Genomic DNA, 18,009 nt, shown 5'->3' with positions numbered 1-18,009 from the left:
TGATACCTCCGGTATTGCCTTACTTGTCGAGCGGACCCACGAGGTCCTGGTCGGCCGCGAGACGGCCGGCCTCCACCGCCAGCCGCATCGACTCCGCGAGCTTGGTGGGTGAAGGAGCCTGCGCGACGGCGGTGTTGACCAGTACGGCGTCGGCACCGAGTTCCATCGCACGGACCACCTGGGCGGGCGTGCCCAGGCCGCCCTCCAGCACCACCGGTATGGAGACGGCGGCCATCGTCTCCCGCACCGCGCGCTCGTCGACCACGCCCCGGGCGCTGGCGACCGGCGAACACATGACGCGGACGGCGGCACAGCCGGCCTGCTCCAGGGCGACGGCCGTGGCGGGGTCGGGCAGGATGAACGGCAGGACGTCGAAGCCCTCCGCGATCAGCTCCGCTGCCGCCGTGACGGTCTGGGCGTTGTGCGGCAGGTTGTCCGAGGGGCGGACATCGAGCTTCATGATGTCGATGCCGTAGGAGTCGCGCAGCCGGCGCGCGGTGAGGAGGGCGTCCTGCTGGGAGCGGGCGAAGGACGTGGTCCCGATCCACACGTAGTCGTCGAGCCCGACGGCGTCGTCCAGGTCCGACATCAGCAGGCTGGGCTTGGTCTGTTCCAGGTCGAAGGTGGTGATGAAGACATCGCACGCTGCGCTGCGCAGGACCTCACTGACGAGAGTGGGGTCGGTGTACTGCTCAATGCCAAGGATGAGCCGGGACCGGAATTCGCGGCCGCGGAGGGAGAGCCAGGGGTCAGTGGTAACAGCAGCACTTACGGCAGCCGTTGACATATAAGTTCTCCTTTGGGGATCTGAAAGAGCAACGACATGGTTCGAGTGGAATCAGTGGCACCCATCGTTTCCGTTCACGAAATGCGTCCGCCATACCGCGGCCGCCGAACTCTCCACTCGTCGAGTTGAGGTCCGCGGTGTGAATCGACTGACGGATCTTGTGACCGGGCACACCCAACTGTCAACTGCCAAAAGCATGTTGGGCTGACCGGCGCGAATCGTTCCGGGGCCGACCACACCCCTGTGACCTGCGCTGCTTACGGGACGGTCGGGCATCGCAGACACCGCTGGGGGATGCACCGCACTCGGCGCGCCCCAAGAAATCGTGATCCAGGGGCTCCGGCCCTTGCCCTGACCTGGGATTCAACTTCTGTTCACACCTGACTTTCCGGGAGCGGCCGAGACTCCCCTCCCACATTGACCAAGAGGGTCCTCTCAATTGGCCGAATCCCTCTGCTGAATGCCGCGCCGGAACGGGGGTGAATGAATGATTCCGGACGCCTGTTGGAGGCGGTCCGCGCCGCCACGGTGACACGCCATTTCCCTCCTTTCTTATAGGAAAGCCTCCCGGGTGGGCCCGCAAAGTCGCGCCTGGCCCGCGACGCCCGGCACGCATGCGCGCAGTGCCGGCGGCCGTACGGCACGACGCCGCCGCGCCCCTCACGAGGCCACGCGGCTGCGCCCGCTCGCCGCTTCGTACCGCGCGGCCAGATGCTCGCCCTGCCGGTACGCGAACTGCCGGGCGCGGGACTCCAGCAGCGGATAGCCGGGCTGCGCCGTCATCTGCTCGGGGTGCTTTCTGTAGTGGTAGACGACGGTGGGCACCAGGGCGCCGCGGGCAACGCCCGTCACCCCGACCAGATAGGCGTAGTCCTCGCCCTGCGGGAGCGCGGCGTAGCCACCGCAGCCGCGGATGAGGTCCGTCCGTGCGAGCAGCGTGGTCGGTCCGAGGGGGATGGTGGCCTCCGGCGACCTCCAGTACCCCCACACCTCACCGGGAGCGTGGAAGCCCGGCGGCGTCGGGCAGCGCCAGGTGACCGTCGAGCCGTCCGGATGCAGGTCGGCCGACCAGCCCGCGGCCCAGCCGAGGGCATGCGCGCGGGCGTGTGCCAGGCGGACCGACAGCGACCCCTCGGGGAGCAGATCGTCGTCGTCCGCCGTGGTGCACCACTCCGCGGAGACCTCGTTCAGTGCGAAGTTCCGCGCGGCGCCGGCGCCGACCGCCCTGGGGAGGTCGACCACACGGACCCGGGGGTCCTCCCGGAGCCGGGCGGGCACCTCGGGTAACGGAACGCCGTCCAGGGACACGACCCACTCCCACGAGGCGTCCTGCCGGCACAGACTCTCGTACAGCTCCATCAGGTAGCGGCGCCGCTCGGGCCGCAGACGGGTGGGCGTGATGACGGCAACGTCGGCATGCGCAATGGGCACGGCAGGAACTTCCTCGCGGCAAGGGACGGGCGGATGCGGGCGGGCAGGAGGCTCATGCGGAGCGGTGCAGGGAACCGGGGGCGGAGGCGGCACCCGGCCGCTGCTCCCAGGGCCCGAGGACGAGCTCGGCGGACAGCGTGGTCAGGTAGAGGCCGTGCGGCAACGACTGTTGATAGGCGAGGAGTTCGTCGCCGGTGGCCGGCATGGCGGGAGCCCGGGCCGCCGCGGCCGCGAGCAGGCCGGGGGCCGCGTTGTGTTCGCCCTGTGGCCCGGTCCAGCGCAGGACGAGCATGCCGTGGCCCGTTCCGGGCTGCCGCTCGGGAAGACCGGGGTGGGTCGGCCGGGCCCATCGGTGGACCTCGTCGAGGATCACCATCGGGTAGATCGCTCCGATTCCATAACAGGCGGCCTGTACCGCGTGCGCAGACAACTCCCCTTCCCCCTACAGGAGTTCTACGTGGGCACGGGCGGGGGCGGTGCCGCGGGTATCGAGCAGCAGCGGGGCGTGGTGCGCGATCTCGCCGATGTCGTAGCAGCGGTGCTGTTGCAGCAGGATCACGAGGTCGGCCTCCATCAGGGCCTGCGGCAGATCGGGTGCGGCGGACACGGCACTCCCGTCGACCTCCCACTGGGACACATAGGGGTCATGGAAGGCGACATGGGCGCCCAGCGCGCGCAGGCGCCTCGCCACCGGGCGGGCGCTGGTTTCGCGCTGGTCGGCGACGTCGGCCTTGTAGGTGACGCCGAGCAGCAGCACGCGGGCCCCGCTGAGGGTCTTGCCCGCCCGGTCGAGCAGTTGCTGCGCCCGCTCGACGACGTAGCGCGGCATCCGTGTGTTGATCTCCTGGGCGAGTTCCACCATTCGGAACGGATAGCCCAGGGTGCGGACCTTGTGGGCCAGGTAGTTGGGGTCGATGGGGATGCAGTGGCCGCCCACGCCCGGACCGGGGCGGAACGCCTGGAAGCCGAAGGGCTTGGTGGACGCGCACGCGATCGCGTCCCACAGGTCGATCCCCAGCTCGTGGCAGAACACCGCCATCTCGTTGACCAGGGCGATGTTGACGTGCCGGTAGGTGTTCTCGATGAGCTTGGCCATCTCGGCCTCGCGGGTGCCGGCGGCCTGGACCACGGTGTCGACGAACTTGCCGTAGAGGGCGCCGGCGGCGGCCGTGCAGTCCGGGGTGTACCCCCCGACGATCTTCGGGGTGTTCTTGATCCCGAAGTGCTGGTTGCCCGGATCGACGCGTTCCGGGGAGAAGGCCAGGTGGAAGTCGGTCCCGGCCCGTAACCCCGAGCGCTCCAGGATCGGGCGCACCACTTCGTCGGTGGTGCCCGGGTAGGTGGTCGACTCCAGGACCACCAGCGTCCCGGGCCGCAGCTGCCGGCTCACCGCCGCGCAGGCGGCCTCGACCATCGCCAGATCGGGGCCGCTGTGGGCGCTGAGCGGGGTCGGCACGCACACCACCACCGCGGCGGCGTCCGCGAGCACCCCCTCGTCGGTCGTGGCGGTGAAGCCGGCCGCGCGCATGGCGGCGACCTCGTCGTCGGCGACGTCACCGATGTGGGAGGTGCCCGCGGTGAGCCGCGCCACCGTTTCCGCGTCACGGTCCAGGCCGGTGACGGTCAGCCCGGAGCGGCACGCCTCCAGCGCGAGCGGCAGTCCGACGTACCCCAGGCCGATGACGACCAAGTCACTGCGCACGGTTGTCCCTTTCTGATGCTTTCTGACGGAGAAGCAGGTCTACGGGGAGGCGCTCGGCTCACGCCGTACGGGCGCGGGCCCTCACGCCGTACGGGCGCGGGCGGCGAGCAGGGCGGCCAGGACGCTCGGCACGAGCAGCAGCCCGAAGGCGGCGACATAGCCGGCCAGACCGGTGGAGCCCGCGCCCAGGCCCGCGTGGAACAGGGCGGAGGCGAGGCCCATGACCGTGATCTGGCCCAGGTTCTGGGTGGTCTGCATCGCGCTGCTGGCATAGCCCTGCCGGTCGGGCGGGCTGTGCGAGAGCGAGAGGAGGGTGAGGGAGGGGACGAGCAGGCCCATCCCGACGGCCGCGAGGAGCATGGCCGAGGCGGCGGTGAGCGCGGGCAGCGCGGGCAACGTGCCGACCGTGGCGAGCGCGACCGCCGCCGCCAGCAGCAGCGCACCGGCCGCGACCAGGCGGTGGCGGGGGCAGCGCTCGTGCAGGCGGCCCTGGACCCAGGAGGCACCGGCCCAGGCGATGGCCGCGCCCGTGAAGGCCAGGCCGGTCACCGCGGCGGGGACCTGCCGGACGGTGTCCAGCAACAGCGGAACGAAGGCCTCCAACGTGAAGTACACACCTGACGCCAGCCCGCGCAGCAGCACCGTGGCGGGCAGGCCGCGCGCGGCACGCCAGGTGCCCGGCGGCAGCAGGCGGGCGGCGAACACCGCGAGCAGGGCGAGCCCCGCCGCCGTGCACACCAGATGGCGCAGGTCCCAGCCCGAAATGCCGTACTGCGCCAGCGCCGCGCCCGCGCTCACCGCCGCCGCGACGAGCAGGGCGGGGCGCGGCGTCCGCTCGTCCGACGGCTCGGGAGCGGCGGCCTGCCGGGAGCGGCTGCGCAGCATCGCCACCACCGCCAGCGCCGGCAGCAGGGTCAGCGCGGCCAGGCCGAAGAACACCGCCCGCCAGGACCACCAGGCGGCCACCAGTCCCGCCAGCGGAGGGCCGGCGAGCGACGGAACGATCCAGCAGGTGCTCATCAGCGCCAGGGCCCGTGGCCGCAGGCGGTCGGGGTAGGCCTGGCCGATGGCGGTGTTGATCGACACCGCGACCATCCCGCCCGCCACACCGTCCAGGAAACGCCCGGCCGCCAGCTGCCAGATGGTGGTGCTGGTGGCCGAAACCAGCAGGGTGACCACCGCCAGGACCAGGCCCGCCGCGAGCGGGCGGCGCGCCCCCGACCGGTCCGCCCAGCCGCCGCCGAGCACCCCGCCGAGCAGGCTCGCGGCCACGAAGCAGCCCGCCACCATCGGGTAGAGCGACACCCCGTCCAGGTCCTGTGCGGCCACCGGCAGGGTGGGGACCACGGCCAGCGCGGCGAACCCGGTCAGGAACATCACCCCGGCGAAGCTGGCCGTGGCGGCCGCGTACGTCCGGGAGAACAGCCCTTCCGCAGCGGCCTCGGCCCGGGCCGGCGCCTGCTCAGCCATCGCCGTCAGCCCGCCGCGGGCCGCCGGTGCCGGTGCCGTGGGTGTCGCAGGCGAGCCACTGGGCCAGCGCCCGCATGCCGTCGAACAGCGAGGCCGAGCCCTGCCAGTGCAGTGCGGTGCCGATCAGATCGGTCGCCATGACCGGCTGTGGGACGCCGGGGTCGGAGAGCCGCTCCCAGGGGGTGCGACGGGCGACGACCGAGATCAGCTCGGCCAGTTCCTCCTCTTCGTACGCTCCTGAGGCGACGTGGAACACCGGGTGCTGCGGCCGTGCCGCCAGGACGGCGCCGATCGCGCCTGCCATGTCCCGGTAGTCCACGACCTGGTGCTGCCGCTGCGGGCACAGGTGCAGTGGCTTACGCGTCCACACCCGATGGATCCACTGCGCGGGCGTGGTGTCGGTGGGGGCGTGCGGCCCTACCGGCTGGGCCAGCCGCAGGACCTGCACCGGGATGCCGCTCCGCTCGCCCCACTGGCGGCACTGTTCCTCCTCGCGCCACCACGCCAGCGCGACCGGGTCGTGCGGCGGTCCCGTCAGCGACCCCTCCGTCACGGTCTGTTCCCCGCTGCCGCGGTAGACCGCCGCGGAACCGGCGTACACGAGCCGCTCCACCCCTGCCTCTTCCGCGGCCACCAGGACGTCCGCCAGCCGGCCCGGATCCGTGGCCGGGGAGCCCAAGTGCACCAGGTGCGCGACGCCGTCCAGGTCCTTGCCGGTCACGGGGTGCGGAAAATGCCCCGCGGGCTGCCCCACGTCGCCCAGCAGCCGCGCCAGTTGCGGGCCGAAGCCGCCCTCGCCTCCGGTGACGGCGACCCGGGCGGCGGGCAGGTCCGTCGCCGGCTTGCGCCCGGCCCTGCGCCCCTCCTCCAGCGCGGCCAGGGCCACGTCCCGTACGGGAGGGGTCAGTTCGTTCAGCTCGTCGGCGGTGAAGTCCTCACACAGGCCGCCGGGCCCCAGCGATTCCATCACCTCCCGCGCGACCGACGGGTCCGGTGCCTCGGTCGTGAGGCCGGCCACCGCGGTGCCGAGCGCGAACCCCGTCATCCACACCGCCCTCGCCACCTGCTCGGACAGCGAAGACGGCCCGGCCGCGGCGAAGGCCGCATGACTGTGCTCCAGCAGGCCGATGCGCTGGAGGTACCGCTCGGTCTCGATGTACTCCCGCTCCTTCCCGTACCGGACCGCGCACCGGGCCTCGCCGTACTGGTAGAAGGGGACGACCGGGAAGTCGGCGCAGTCGTACGTCGTGGGTGCGGCCGCCTCGCCGGCGTAGAGGGCCGCCCGCCGCCACCCGTGGGTGCTGTTGCCGGCGATGCTGGGCACCTCGGTGTGGTCCACCGTGCTGGGTACGGACACACGCACCGGGACACCGCATACGTTGAGGTAGCGCTGCATCACCACGTCGTAGGGCCAGCCGGCGCCGTGCTCGGCCGCGAACCGCGCATATCCCCGGGCTATTCGGGCCGGGAGCATCAACGCCAGGCAGGGCACGTGCTCCTGGAGCGCGTAGGCCCACTCCGCGCCCGTCAGGGCCGCCAGGCGCACCACGGCACCGTTGCGCCCTTCCCAGCCGGCGTAGAAGGCCACGGCCTCGTCCGGCACCGCCGCCGCGACGCGCTCCGCATGCGCGAAGAATCCCTCGGCGAGGACCACGTCGTCCTGCAGCACCAGATGGTGCGTGGCGTCCTCCGCCACACAGCTCCACGCCGGATTGGCGGTACGCAGCGCCGTCGGGGGCCCCTCGGGCTCGGGGTCCAGCACCACGGCCACCCGGCCCTGCGCGTCGCGGCCCGCGAGTAACCGGGCGGCCTCGGCGCGCCGGGGATGCGCCATGACCGCACCACTCAGCTTGACCGGCCCGTTCGTGAGTTTCGCCGTCGAGGTGGCCGGATTCGACGGGGGCGGATTCGACGCGGACGGGTGACTCAGGGGATCCATTGACCTACCTCGCAAGAGTAACTGGGGCGGCGAAAGGGGGGGTGAGGGAAGGGAGAGGGCGGGGAGAAGGTTGTCGACTTCGCGGAGTTCGGAACGGCGGATTCCACAGTCCGGGAAATACAAGACCACGGGAATCACGCACAACCAAGGCGCATGCGAGCCGGGGAACGATGTGAACTCCGGCCGTTTCAGAGTGGATCCGGCCTCCTGCGCCGACTCCGGAAAGGTCGTTTCGCCGAATTCACACACCCCGGTGAGCAGCGATCTCCGGAAGAGCAACACTCACCGACAGAGGTCAGAACTCACGGTGGAGTGGGGCCACAACTCGGGTGGGGGCACAACTCGGGTGGGGACACAGCTCACGCACGGGCGCACGGGCGCGCCGACGCCTCAGTCGCCGGAACCGACCACATCGACGACATCGGCGGCATCGGCCGCATCGGCATTGCGCACCATGCGTTCATTGTTCTCAAGGCCGTGGTCCATACCCTGCTCCCGCTCCAGCCGAATCATGTCGGCGGGGCGGTAATTGAGGATCCATGCACGCCGGGTCCGGTCCGAGATGTTGCCGCGGGAGTAATGCAGCGTACCGCCGGCATGGGCGACTCCCTCGCCGAGCGACAACGGCACCGCAGTCGCGCCGGGTTCGTCCTCGGAGCAGTCGCATTCGATGTTGCGGCCGTCGCTGGTCGGCCGGTGGGGGCGAATGGGCTTCTGATGCGAACCCCGGATGTACCACATGCAGCCGTTGTCCAAAGTGGCCTCGTCCAGCGCCACCCAGATCGAGACCGCCCGGGTGTCGGGCAGATCGATCCAGTAGGCCGCGTCCTGATGCCACGGGGTCGGCACCCCGGTGTGCGGCGCCTTGTGAATCAGCATGTCGAAGTCCAGCACGGCGTCGTCGCCGATGAGTTCGCGCGCCATCGTCAACGCCCGGGAGTGCAGCGGCAGATCCTTCAACGGTGCATAGAGCGCCGAGGGCCACATGATCTGGGTGATGTTCTCCCGGACCCCCTCCCGGCGCGGAACATGGGAAGCGAGATCGGAGCGCTTGTCGCCGCTTTCGATCTCACCACTCAAGAGCCGGTCATAGATATTTCGGTAGGTTTCCACCTCGGCCATGGAGAGCAGCTCTCCGGTCAAGGCGAACCCGTCCTGCTGGAATACCTGCGTACGTTCGAGATCAGTGCTCAGCGTCATTGCGAGACCCATTCTCGTGAGTGTTTCCCCCGGCCTTGCCGACATATCCGACCAGGGGGCGTGCGCATGAGAGGAACTGCGCCCATCACCATTTCAATGATCTTGATGGACGGAAGAAGACATCATCTGGGGCCGGATGGCCGCAATCGAAGGGTGAGCCCCCATCGGGGGCAAGAATACGGAACAACCCCGGAGCCTGCCACGCATATGGCACAGGGCACCCGGCAAGTATGAGCAAAAACGGAATTTAGCGTTCCAAGCAACTGACAACAACGGGAAGGCCTGGCCATTCCCCAACGATCCCCACCCAGCCCAATAGGCCCCCCGTCGGCGAGTTGATCTTCATAACGCCGAAAATTTTTGCATACGGATTTCGTGGCAGTCAAGCGGCCCCCGCCCGAGCCCTTTCCCGGAGAACGAGATGAGCAAATCTCTCGACTGTGGTGCCTGATGGGCGATTCGCCCGATTGGAAAAAACCAATCCACCGGGCCGGCTTAAGATTTCCCCCTGTACGCCCGCACGACGGCTTCCCGACATCCTCGACCGCCCGGACCCGCCCCGGCCACACACCCGGGTTTGGCTGGATAACGCTCACCGAAGAGCCGAGTTTCGGCCGTCCGACCACCTTCATCAAGCACCGGAAGGAATTTTTCCGGTTTCCGGTACGCGGAAAGACGCCCCGCTATCAGCGGCCTTCCCTGCCGCGCCCTGCCCGCGCGCTCCAGCCACCCCCTAAACGTGACCCTGCGCACTGATGACACCCCGCCCCCGCACTCGCACCATGGGCACCACTCGCACCACACCATGCCTGGGAGCACACAAGTACCCAGCGTGGACGCGCTCCCTCCGCACACCCCCACTCCCCCGCACCGCCCGCAGTGACGAGTTCCGTCATGACGTCCGTAATGACATCCGTCATGGCAGGGAGCCACCCCAGCGGGCCGGTCACCGAGCGCCACCCCTTGCCCTCGCGCACGAAGCTCGGTGACTCGGTGAAAAACGGCCCGGTCCGTCCCACAAGGAGAAGGCATGACAGGCGCCGAGACCGTCTCGCCCGACGGGCTCAAGGTCCGCGTGGCACACCGCCGGAACCCCTACGCGTACCTGCTCACCGACGATCAACTCAACGCACTGCTCCTTGAGTTGGGGCTCCAGCGCGCGGCCGCCATCTGGCGGAACCACGCCGCCGGCGAGCGCGCGCCCCGCGGCGCCTACCCCCGCCCGATGATGGGCTTCGTCCTGATGGACGCCACCGCGGGCCCCTGGATACCGAACGACAGCGCGGTGCTGGGCGTGGTCGTCATCGGCGACCGCGGCCACGAGTACCTGCCGAACGCGGCCGCGAAGGCCGGCTGCCACCGCCGCCTGGGCCGCAACAACGGTGAGGCGGTGCACGTCGATCCGCACCGCCTCGGCACCGGCAATTTCCGGTACGGCCACTCAGCGGAGGTGCGCGGCCAGATCGTCGGCGCCAGCTCGCAATCCCCGGACCAGGACCTCCATGAAGCAGGGCGGCTGGCCGCCGATTTCGTCGCCGCCATCGGCGAACGACACCTGGCCTGGGAGCACCGGCGCGGCCCGGAGGACTGGCTGTCCCCCGACAACGCGCCCGCTCCCGAGTACCGAGCCATGCTCGACTGGTACTCGGGAGCGCCGTCCTGATACCGCGTCAATCACCCTGAGCGGGGGCGGTTCCGCAGCAAGCCGGCGGCCCGGTCGCCGCTGCGGAGGCGCCGGGGCGCCGGCCGGTTCACCGCGGGTCGCGGTTACGCCTTGCCCGTGAGGCTGGCGAACACCACCAGGTTGTCGGGGTAGTAGTGCTTGCCCTGGTCGTAGTCGCCGCCGCAGGTGATCAGGCGGAGGCCGGCGTGGTCGAGGTTCTTGTACACCTCGAGCGTGGGGAATTTGTTCTTCGGGTACTGGGCCACGCGGTCGACGGTGAACTTCGCCGTGCTCCCGTCCTGCCGGGTGACGTCGATGGCGTCACCGGCCTTCATCTTGGACAGCGCGTGGAACACCGCCGGCGTGCCGTTCCAGGTGACATGACCGGCGATCACGGCCGGTCCCTGCGAGCCGGGCGTCGGCCCCGGCTCGTACCAGCCCGCCTTGGCGGGGTCCCGGGGCGTCTGCATGGATCCGTTCTTGTGCTGGCCCAGGGCCTCCAGCGGGGAGGAGACCTTGAGCGCGGGGATGGAGAGCCGTTCCGGGGCCGACTTCGGCATCGCGGCGGCGGCTTTCGCGCCGGTGTCTCCCCCGGGTGCCCCGCCGTGGGACGACTGACCGCCTCCCTGCGCCGGCTGCTCCGCGGGGGCCGACTGGGGCGGCGCCGCCCCCTGTCCCCCGCACCCGGCAAGCAGCACGGACGCCACCGCCGCGGCGATCACATATGCGCTGGCCCGGCGCCCCCGGCGGCCTGCGGTGCACACGGTTTCCTGGCTCCAGCGGTTCACGCGGCGCCCCCGTTGCTCTGGTTGCGCCCCGCGAAGAGCACGCCCCGCCGTCGCCGTACGAGGGCCAGCGCGCCGGTCACCACCACGAAGGCCGCTCCTCCGACACCGATCATCGCGGCCGGCATCGCCTTCTCCTCGACGGGCCCGGTGCCGGTCTCGACACCGCCGACGGGGATGGATCCCACCGCGGCGCCCTGAACCTCACCGCAGTTGGTCGGGGCGGTGGCCTCCTGGGGCAGCTTGGGATCGAGTTCGCTCTTGCCGGCGCCGTCGAAGTCGTACTTCCCGTTGTTGTTGCGGTCGATGCCGTGCTGCACGATGTGCAGGTCCTTGATGTGGTCGACCACCGCCTGGGAGACGGGGATCGTGCGCTCGTAGGAGAGCTTCCCCTGCGCGTCGGCCACGGGCATGCGGTCGACGGCGAGGCCACTGCCCATGGCATCCGTGGGCCCCTTGGTGGTGAGCGAGATGTTGATGTTGCCGTAGTCGACCGTGGCTTCGGTGTTGTTGATGACTCCGTCCCCGTTGGTGTCGGCGCTCGGGTCCGGGCAGTGGAAGTCATGGCCGTCGGTGGAGCCATGGAGGTGCTGGGCGGAGGGCTGCCCGGGTACATGCCCCTCGGACTCGATCTTCACGGTCAGCTCGTGGCCCTTGAGGCTGAGCATCGCCGTGCCCTTGGAACCGGAGTTGTTCAGCTGCGACAGGTTGATCTGGTACGCGCCGTTGCCCTCGGCGACGGCCTGGGACGAGGCACCCGCGGTGAGGGCCAGGGCGGCAGGCAGAGCAACGAGTACGGCGAGTCGGCTGGTGCGCTTGGCTATCACGTTCGTTCCTTTTCCGGCGGCCTCCGCGGAGGAGGGGGGACCGCACGTCGTCCGGGTTCGAAGCAACACCTCAGCGAGGCAGAAGCAACACCTCAACGAGGCATCAGCCGTTATTCGGAGCTGCCGCCCTGGCGGATTGGTGGTGTGGGAAAAAAATCTGGTGACCGCCGGAAAACCCCGGACGGGCGGCGCCGGGCGGGTGGCCCAGACGCCCCCGGACGCGTGCTGACCAGCGGGAGTTTGACCGGACAGGCAGAGGGGAGACGCCCTGTCGGACCCAGAGAGGTGGTAGTTGCCATGAGCTCCCCCGGCCCTGGCAACGGGCATTGGGTGCGCACCCGTACCGAGGAAGACCGTGCGGCCTTCCTGACGGAGCACCGTGCGGAGCAGGAGCGGATGCTGCGCCCGGGCGTGGGCGCCGTGGTCATCCTCGTGGTAGCCGGGTGCCTTCTGCTCGCATGGCTGCTCTGGGCGATGTTCTGAGGGCTGTCGTCTCCCACCTGAGGGCCGGAAACGGCCCGATGCCCCGCCCGGTGAAACCGGACGGGGCATCGGCATGCTGGGGCCACGGGGCCCCGGGTCGGCCTACTTGAACCAGTACCGCACGCCGTGGTGGCGGCTGCAGGTGCCGGAGAAGTGGCGGCTGTAGGACCAGGTGCCGTCCTTGCACTTGGCCATGACGCCTCGGGGGTGCTTGACGTGGGTGCCACAGGTGCCGGTGGTGTGGTGCGCGCAGTGGACGGTGGCGGCTTGCGCGGTGCCGGCGCCGAGGGTGACGGGTGCGATCACCGCAGTGGCGAGTGCGGCGGCGGCGAAGGCGCTTCGGATACGGCGTGCCGCACGGTGGGTGTTGAGCAAGATGCCCCCTGGTGGTTCCGGTTGGAGAGTTGAGCTTGGCGCGATGACATACCGCCGGGCCGGAATATCCAGGAGTTGTGATGGATGTGTGACCTTCGGGAGCAAATGGTCATTGTGGGCAGGTCAGGGGGGAACGTGCCGCGGTGACTGCCCCGTTGCGGTATCGGCGCGACAAAGTTCGGGGCGTCCAGCTGCGTTCGGACTCCCCTGGTGGGGGGGCGATCTCCGCACTGAGTCCGGCCGACCCCCCGGCGTCCGGGTGGCGGCGTAAGGCCCGCCGCCACCCGGGTGGCGAGCGCCGGCGCCTGGGTCAGCTCGGCGTGACGCGACCGCGCCAGGCGCCGCTCTCGGTTCCCCGGTGCTCGATGTAGTGCTTGAAGCGCTGCATATCGCCCTTGACCCGCCGGGCGATGACACCCGTCATGTCCGCGGTGGTCTCCGCCACGCCGCTGGGCTCGACATCCATCACGAGCTCCACCCGGGTGTGCGTGTCGTCCAGGCGCTGGAAGCTGACGAGGCCCTTCTGCCGGGTATCGCCGCTGGTGGTGCGCCAGGCGATCCGATCGTCGGGAAGCTGATCGACGATTTCGGTGTCGAACTCCCTCCGGACGCCGCCGATCTTGGTGGTCCAGCGGTTGTGCAGGTCGTCGAGCTGGGTGATCTTCTCGACGCCTTCCATGAACTGTGGGAACTCCTCGAACTGCGTCCACTGGTTGTAGGCGGTGTGGACCGGGACGTCGACGTTCACCGTCTCCTTCACCATGCTCATAGGTACGCCTCCTCAGTGGCGACTCTCATGGGTACAGAACCCGTAGCGCGTATTTCGCGCATTGCAGCGGGTGCCCACCGCGGGCTTTCGTAGTCCCGCCCGCCGAGGTTTCCGCCCTGGCAGCAGCTCAGCCGCGGCAATCGGCCGGTCCTGGCGTGCTTGCCTACGACGGTTCGCCTGGTGATCAGAAGCTCAAGGAGGCCTGGGCAGTTGCCGAGCGCGCCGAGGCGTTGCTACCGGTCCGTGGAGTGCGCCTGGCGGCGCGTGGCGTCGAGGGTGCCCAGCAGGGTGAGTGCCTGGGCACTGGGGCTTCCTGCTTCTGCGTGGTACATCACGAGCTGCTGGGCGTGCGCTCCTCTTACGTCGAAAGATTGGTAGGTGAGTGACAGGTCCCCGACCTCGGGGTGGCGGAGTTCCTTGGCATCGTGGTTCTTTCCGTTGACATTCTGTGCTGTCCAGAGCGCGGCGAATTCCTCACTCGACGCCGTGAGGGTCCGTACGAGGGCGCGCAGGCGGGGGTAGTGCGGGACGAGGCCGGTGGCCTGGCGCAGGTGGGCCACGGTCGCCTCGGCCGCGCGATGCCACTGTGCGTAAAAGCGCCGGCCGACGGGGTCGAGGAAGATCATCCGGGCAAGGTTGTCCGCGTGGTCGAACGGCGAGAACAGCGCGTCGGCCAGGGGGTTGGCCGCCAGGAGATCCAGGGCCGGGTTGAGGACGAATGCCGGGGTGTGCGGGAAGCCGTCCAGTAGCTGCCGCAGCATCGGGTTGACCGTCTCCTGCGGGTCCGCCCGGAAGCCGGCAGGCACGGTGTCCGCCAGCCGGTACAGGTGGTCGCGGGTCTCCTCGTCCATACGCAGTGCGCCGCTGATCGCGTCGAGGACCTGCGGAGAGGGGCTGGATTCGCGTCCCTGTTCCAGGCGGGCGTAGTAATCGGCGTTCATGCCGGCCAGGACGGCCACCTCCTCCCGTCGCAGGCCCGCCACCCGTCGTCGGCCGTAGGACGTCAGCCCCACGTCGCCCGGCAGCAGGCGGGCACGGTGCGCGCGCAGGAAGTCCCCGAGGTCATTGCTCATCACTTCGTCAGGCTAAGGGCCGCCCCTTGGCCGTGCCTGGGTGTGCCATGCCCAGGCACGGCCTGTTCTGGCTGCGCCTTCTGCCGCCGCCCAGACTCGACGACATCCACGACACGGGCTTCGCCGCCACAGGCGACACCAGGGACGGCGTGCTCCCCCACGAGCACCTCGTCCTCCACCGGGAGGTACAGGCATGACGCAGCACACCAAGGTCGTCGCGATCACCGGCGCGAGCAGCGGTATCGGTGCGGCGACCGCCCGCCGGCTGGCAGCCGACGGACACCGGGTCCTTCTCGGCGCGCGCCGCACCGACCGCCTGAAGCGGCTGGCCGAAGAAATCACGGAGGAGGGCGGCACCGCGGCCTTCCGGCGACTGGACGTCACCGACGGGGCGGACATGCGGGCGTTCGTCGACGCCGCTCGCGCCGAGTTCGGCCGGATCGATGTCCTGGTGGGCAACGCGGGGGTGATGCCGTTGTCTCCGCTGGAGGCGACACGGACCGACGAGTGGGACCGCATGATCGACGTGAACCTGCGCGGCGTCCTGCATGGGATCGCCGCCGCGCTGCCGGTGATGCGGGAACAGGGCGGCGGCCACTTCGTGCACCTCGCCTCCGTCGGCGCCTACGAGGTCTCGCCGACCGCAGCCGTCTACTGCGCCACCAAATTCGCGGTCCGCGCCCTCTCCGAAGGACTGCGCCAGGAATCCGCCGGAGACATCCGCGTCACCCTCGTCTCCCCGGGCGTGACGGAGTCCGAACTCGCCGACACCATCTCCGATCCGCAAGCCCGGGAGGCCATGAAGACCTACCGCGCCGTGGCGCTGCCCGCCTCCGCCGTCGCGGACGCCATCGCGTACGCGCTCGTCCAGCCCCCGCAGGTCGACGTGAACGAAATCGTGGTCCGGCCCGCTGCAAGCGCACAGTAGCCGCCACCTTCAGAGGACCCGAATTGACCGTCACGAAGCGGCGTTCCGGCCCCCGCCTTTGGCCCAATGAACAGCAACAGCCAACGAGCCGTGCGGAGTTGAGCCGAAGAGAAGAACGGAAGGGGAGCGTCGCCGTGAAGAGGAGAACCTGGCCGCCCGCCCAGACGGTCCGGGAGCCCGGGCGGCGGTTCCGGAAGGAACTGGTGCCCGGCCCCCCAGCCTTCATGATCCGGTGGGCTGGTCCGCGGCGCTGCCGTCCTGGGCGCCGGCGGCAGCGATCCGGCACGGCAGTTTCGCGGCAACGACGATCGTCGCCAAGGTGAGAGCGGCGGCGACGCCAAAGGCCAGCTTCAGCCCGCTCAACGCCGCCGGCCCGGCGGCGACGCCGTCAGCGACCAGGTGCCCGGTGCGCGCGGACATCACGGTCATCACAAGTGCGGTCCCGAACGCTGCGGCGACTTGCTGCAACGTCGCGAGCATCGAGCTGCCGTGGGAGTACAGGTGCGGGGGAAGCGCGCCCATTCCCAGCGTGAAGACGGGGGTGAACGTTGCCGCCAGGCTCACCATCAACAACGCGTGCAGTCCCAGCACTTGCCAGTACGGCATCGTCATCGAGACCTGAGAGAAACCGACGAGGGCGAGCACCATGCCGATCGAGCCGGGCAGTACCAGCGGCCGACTGCCGAACCGGTCGAACAGCTTTCCCACGGTCGGTCCAAGCAGTCCCATGGCCAGACCACCCGGCATGACCAGCAGGCCGGTCTCCAGCGGGCTGAGTCCGCGCATGTTCTGCAGATACAGCGGCAGAAGAATCATCGACCCGAGCATCGCCAGGAAGCCGATGGATATGAGGGCCAGGGAAAGGCCGTAGGTGCGGTGCCCGAGGGTTCGCAGGTCCATCAGGGGCACGCCGGTGCGTTGCAGCTTGAGCTGGCGGATCACGAACACCGCGATGGCCGCGACCCCGGCGATGACGATGCCGATGCCGAGCCCGACACTGCCGCCGGTTTCGCCGAGGAGGCTCAGGCCGTACACCAGACCGCCGAAGCCGAGCGCCGCGACGGAGACACTCCACCAGTCGATGGAGCTCACCTGCGGCTCGCCGATGTTGTCCATCTTGCGCAGCCCGAACAGGGCCACCAGAGCCGCGATCGGCAGGACGACCACGAACAGCATGCGCCAGGAGCCGACCTGCAGGATCAGCCCGGACACGGCAGGTCCGAGCGCGGGCGCCACCGAGATCGCCAGGGTGACGTTGCCCATCACCCGGCCGCGGTCGTGCTCGGGCACCACGATCATCAACGTGGTCATCAGCAGGGGCATCATCACGGCTGTACCTGCGGCCTGCACGATCCGCCCCAGCAGCAGTACCTCGAAGGATGGCGCGACGGCCGACAGAGCGGTACCCGCGAGGAACACGCCCATCGCGAGGGCGTAAGCCTGGCGGGTGGTGACCCGCTGCAGAAACCAGCCGGTGATCGGAATCACAGCGGCCATGGTCAGCATGAACGCGGTGGACACCCACTGCGCCGACTGCTGGGTGATGCGCAACGAGTCCATCAACCGCGGAATAGCGTTGATCAAGATCGTCTCGTTCAGGACCACCACGAACGTGGCCAGCACCAGCAGCCGCACCACGGTCGGTATGCGGCCCGCCTGCACGGCCGGTCGTTCTTGCATTACCGCTGACATGGCAGCACCTCGCTGGGGTTCCTGGTCACAGTCGCCTCGCAGCCAAGGGCTGTCGGCACGAACGTGGGTGGTGGTGGGAAGAGACCGGCATGGCTCGTCAAACTCATCGGTCGGCGCGAGTCTTTCGCATCGTTGCGCCGATCTCACCCGAATTTCCGCCTGCTCACGAGGGGATCCGCCGACGACGCCGGGGCCGACGGCCCCGCGCTTCATCGACGCCTGCCACGACGCCGGGACCTGCAGGTCGCGAAGGGTGCTCTCCGCACGGCGGGGTGCCCGCTCGGGCACTCTCGGCCGGTGGCCACCCGATGCGGGGGAACCGTCGGCCGCCACTGCATCCACGTGAACGGTTGCCGTTGCCGTCAGAGATACGCGGCAGTGGCAGGAGCGGGCGGTCCGAGCGGGCGCCGCGGCCGCTCGACTGGCGCACGACCGTTTGAGAGTTTCCGGTATGTCCGGAATATTCGCAAAAGGTATGCACGCCTTCTCTGGCTACGTTCTGTAGCGCCACGCCCTGCCACCGTGTTCCCCCCCCCCGGTGCCCCACCCGCGAGGAGTTCCCGCATGACCACAACCCGGGTGCGCCCCGAGTCGGCGCCCGCGATGGAGCAACTGCCCGTCCCTCCGCTGCGTACGTCGCGGGAGATCCAGGGAAACGTCCTGGCCGCGTTCAACAAGGACCACATGGCGTTCCGCTATATGCAGTTGCTCGACCGCGGTCCGAAGGGCGATATCGCGAACATGGCGCACTTCGTCACCACCAAGGGCATGGTCTACGCCTTCACCCCCTCCCTCACCACGCTCCGCCACCTCGCCGCGGGCGATCCACTGCCCAGAAGCTGACGGGCCCTTCATCCGGTTCATCCGACCTCCCCCACCCCCGTC

The 18,009-nt window shown here is 69.7% G+C and carries 18 protein-coding genes; 5 read left to right on the top strand and 13 right to left on the bottom strand.

All coding sequences use genetic code 11. The annotated features are described in order from the left end of the window. Nucleotides 1-19: 19 nt before the first annotated feature. From CPH93_RS30365 to CPH93_RS30335, 7 genes are all read right to left on the bottom strand, one after another. Nucleotides 20-787, bottom strand: a complete 768-nt coding sequence (locus CPH93_RS30365; protein WP_093482068.1) for a HisA/HisF-related TIM barrel protein — start codon at nt 785-787, stop codon at nt 20-22. A gap of 660 nt (nt 788-1,447) precedes the next feature. Further along, nucleotides 1,448-2,218 (bottom strand): glycosyltransferase family 2 protein, encoded by a 771-nt coding sequence (locus CPH93_RS30360; RefSeq protein ID WP_093482069.1) that lies wholly within the window; start codon nt 2,216-2,218, stop codon nt 1,448-1,450. Nucleotides 2,219-2,270: 52 nt separating this feature from the next. Further along, complete coding sequence (locus CPH93_RS30355) at nt 2,271-2,648, bottom strand: hypothetical protein (protein ID WP_159395076.1); 378 nt, start codon at nt 2,646-2,648, stop codon at nt 2,271-2,273. A 12-nt stretch (nt 2,649-2,660) separates the two neighbouring features. Further along, nucleotides 2,661-3,920 carry a nucleotide sugar dehydrogenase gene (locus tag CPH93_RS30350; RefSeq protein ID WP_096214660.1) on the bottom strand — a complete coding sequence of 420 codons (1,260 nt, stop codon included), beginning with the start codon at nt 3,918-3,920 and terminating at the stop codon, nt 2,661-2,663. 81 nt (nt 3,921-4,001) lie between these two features. After that, nucleotides 4,002-5,390, bottom strand: coding sequence for an MFS transporter (locus CPH93_RS30345; protein WP_096214659.1), 1,389 nt, complete (start codon nt 5,388-5,390; stop codon nt 4,002-4,004). Continuing rightward, nucleotides 5,383-7,224, bottom strand: coding sequence for an SDR family oxidoreductase (locus tag CPH93_RS30340; protein WP_231977006.1), 1,842 nt, complete (start codon nt 7,222-7,224; stop codon nt 5,383-5,385). Before CPH93_RS30340 ends, CPH93_RS30345 begins: the two co-directional genes overlap by 8 nt. Nucleotides 7,225-7,719: 495 nt before the next feature. Beyond that, nucleotides 7,720-8,529 carry a phytanoyl-CoA dioxygenase family protein gene (locus CPH93_RS30335; RefSeq protein WP_093482074.1) on the bottom strand — a complete coding sequence of 270 codons (810 nt, stop codon included), beginning with the start codon at nt 8,527-8,529 and terminating at the stop codon, nt 7,720-7,722. A gap of 1,030 nt (nt 8,530-9,559) precedes the next feature. Between CPH93_RS30335 and CPH93_RS30330 the strand changes: the two genes are divergently transcribed. Then, nucleotides 9,560-10,192 (top strand): hypothetical protein, encoded by a 633-nt coding sequence (locus tag CPH93_RS30330; RefSeq protein WP_093648599.1) that lies wholly within the window; start codon nt 9,560-9,562, stop codon nt 10,190-10,192. A 104-nt stretch (nt 10,193-10,296) separates the two neighbouring features. On the opposite strand, the gene CPH93_RS30325 is transcribed toward CPH93_RS30330, so the two are convergent. Then, entirely contained in the window at nt 10,297-10,980 is a 684-nt protein-coding gene (locus CPH93_RS30325) for a class F sortase (RefSeq protein WP_096214657.1), read from the bottom strand. Beyond that, the gene (locus tag CPH93_RS30320) at nt 10,977-11,804 is read right to left on the bottom strand and encodes a hypothetical protein (RefSeq protein ID WP_096214656.1); all 828 of its coding nucleotides are present in this window, start codon (nt 11,802-11,804) and stop codon (nt 10,977-10,979) included. Before CPH93_RS30320 ends, CPH93_RS30325 begins: the two co-directional genes overlap by 4 nt. A gap of 297 nt (nt 11,805-12,101) precedes the next feature. On the opposite strand from CPH93_RS30320, the gene CPH93_RS30315 reads away from it, so the two are divergent. After that, complete coding sequence (locus tag CPH93_RS30315) at nt 12,102-12,287, top strand: hypothetical protein (protein ID WP_093482078.1); 186 nt, start codon at nt 12,102-12,104, stop codon at nt 12,285-12,287. A gap of 102 nt (nt 12,288-12,389) precedes the next feature. On the opposite strand, the gene CPH93_RS30310 is transcribed toward CPH93_RS30315, so the two are convergent. From CPH93_RS30310 to CPH93_RS30300, 3 genes are all read right to left on the bottom strand, one after another. After that, nucleotides 12,390-12,662, bottom strand: a complete 273-nt coding sequence (locus tag CPH93_RS30310) for a DUF3761 domain-containing protein (protein WP_093482079.1) — start codon at nt 12,660-12,662, stop codon at nt 12,390-12,392. A gap of 310 nt (nt 12,663-12,972) precedes the next feature. After that, nucleotides 12,973-13,431: an SRPBCC family protein gene (locus CPH93_RS30305; RefSeq protein WP_093482080.1), complete on the bottom strand. Its 459-nt coding sequence runs from the start codon at nt 13,429-13,431 to the stop codon at nt 12,973-12,975. Between the two features lie 233 nt (nt 13,432-13,664). Continuing rightward, a complete protein-coding gene (locus tag CPH93_RS30300; RefSeq protein WP_162501015.1) occupies nt 13,665-14,507 on the bottom strand; it encodes a helix-turn-helix transcriptional regulator in 843 nt (280 codons plus the stop codon). A 44-nt stretch (nt 14,508-14,551) separates the two neighbouring features. Here CPH93_RS30300 and CPH93_RS30295 point away from each other — a divergent pair, with 44 nt between their 5' ends. Further along, a complete protein-coding gene (locus CPH93_RS30295) occupies nt 14,552-14,701 on the top strand; it encodes an Atu4866 domain-containing protein (RefSeq protein ID WP_107452754.1) in 150 nt (49 codons plus the stop codon). After that, a complete protein-coding gene (locus tag CPH93_RS30290; protein ID WP_093482082.1) occupies nt 14,698-15,432 on the top strand; it encodes an SDR family oxidoreductase in 735 nt (244 codons plus the stop codon). Before CPH93_RS30295 ends, CPH93_RS30290 begins: the two co-directional genes overlap by 4 nt. 222 nt (nt 15,433-15,654) lie before the next feature. Here CPH93_RS30290 and CPH93_RS30285 read toward each other — a convergent pair whose 3' ends face one another. After that, nucleotides 15,655-17,124: an MDR family MFS transporter gene (locus CPH93_RS30285; RefSeq protein WP_093482083.1), complete on the bottom strand. Its 1,470-nt coding sequence runs from the start codon at nt 17,122-17,124 to the stop codon at nt 15,655-15,657. A gap of 564 nt (nt 17,125-17,688) precedes the next feature. Here CPH93_RS30285 and CPH93_RS30280 point away from each other — a divergent pair. Then, on the top strand, nt 17,689-17,967 hold the full coding sequence (locus CPH93_RS30280) for a hypothetical protein (protein WP_093482084.1): 279 nt from the start codon (nt 17,689-17,691) through the stop codon (nt 17,965-17,967). The last annotated feature ends 42 nt before the right edge of the window (nt 17,968-18,009 follow it).

The sequence above is a fragment of the Streptomyces sp. 2323.1 genome (assembly GCF_900221035.1).
Classification (GTDB): domain Bacteria; phylum Actinomycetota; class Actinomycetes; order Streptomycetales; family Streptomycetaceae; genus Streptomyces; species Streptomyces sioyaensis.
This window is presented reverse-complemented; position numbering and strand designations above follow the sequence as displayed.